1 pseudogene is annotated in these 386 nt (G+C 41.5%); it reads right to left on the bottom strand.

The window, feature by feature from the left end:
- Positions 1-386: pseudogene (locus RVS70_RS23100) on the bottom strand (protein kinase family protein); the annotation flags it as partial.

Raw genomic sequence — 386 nt, 5'->3', positions numbered from 1 at the left:
AGCGATAAACTGGATAATAGCTGAATCATTAATACCGGTATCCATTCTGCTCCTTTATCACTGACATACTTCAAAAGCAGCGGCCCTTTTATGTATTCCATTGCATAAAATGAAACTTTCGTATTGGCACTGGGAATATAGGCATCATCCGTATCAAAAAAAGAAGGCCCCATCGTAACGGACTGGGCCTTTGAGAAAGATTTCAAGACATTCACTTCAGAAGTAATAGACAGGCTGTCATCACTCACCTTTAAGGCAACATGTCCATCTGATGCTTCTGCCAAATCCACAATTCCCTGGGCCCCTTTACCAAGCTGTTTACGCAATGTATAAGAGTTTCCATACAACTTGACTTTGATTGTCGTACCAGGCTTTAGGCTATATGC

The sequence above is a fragment of the Virgibacillus sp. M23 genome (assembly GCF_034190895.1).
Taxonomy (GTDB): Bacteria; Bacillota; Bacilli; order Bacillales; family Amphibacillaceae; genus Virgibacillus; species Virgibacillus salarius.
This window is presented reverse-complemented; position numbering and strand designations above follow the sequence as displayed.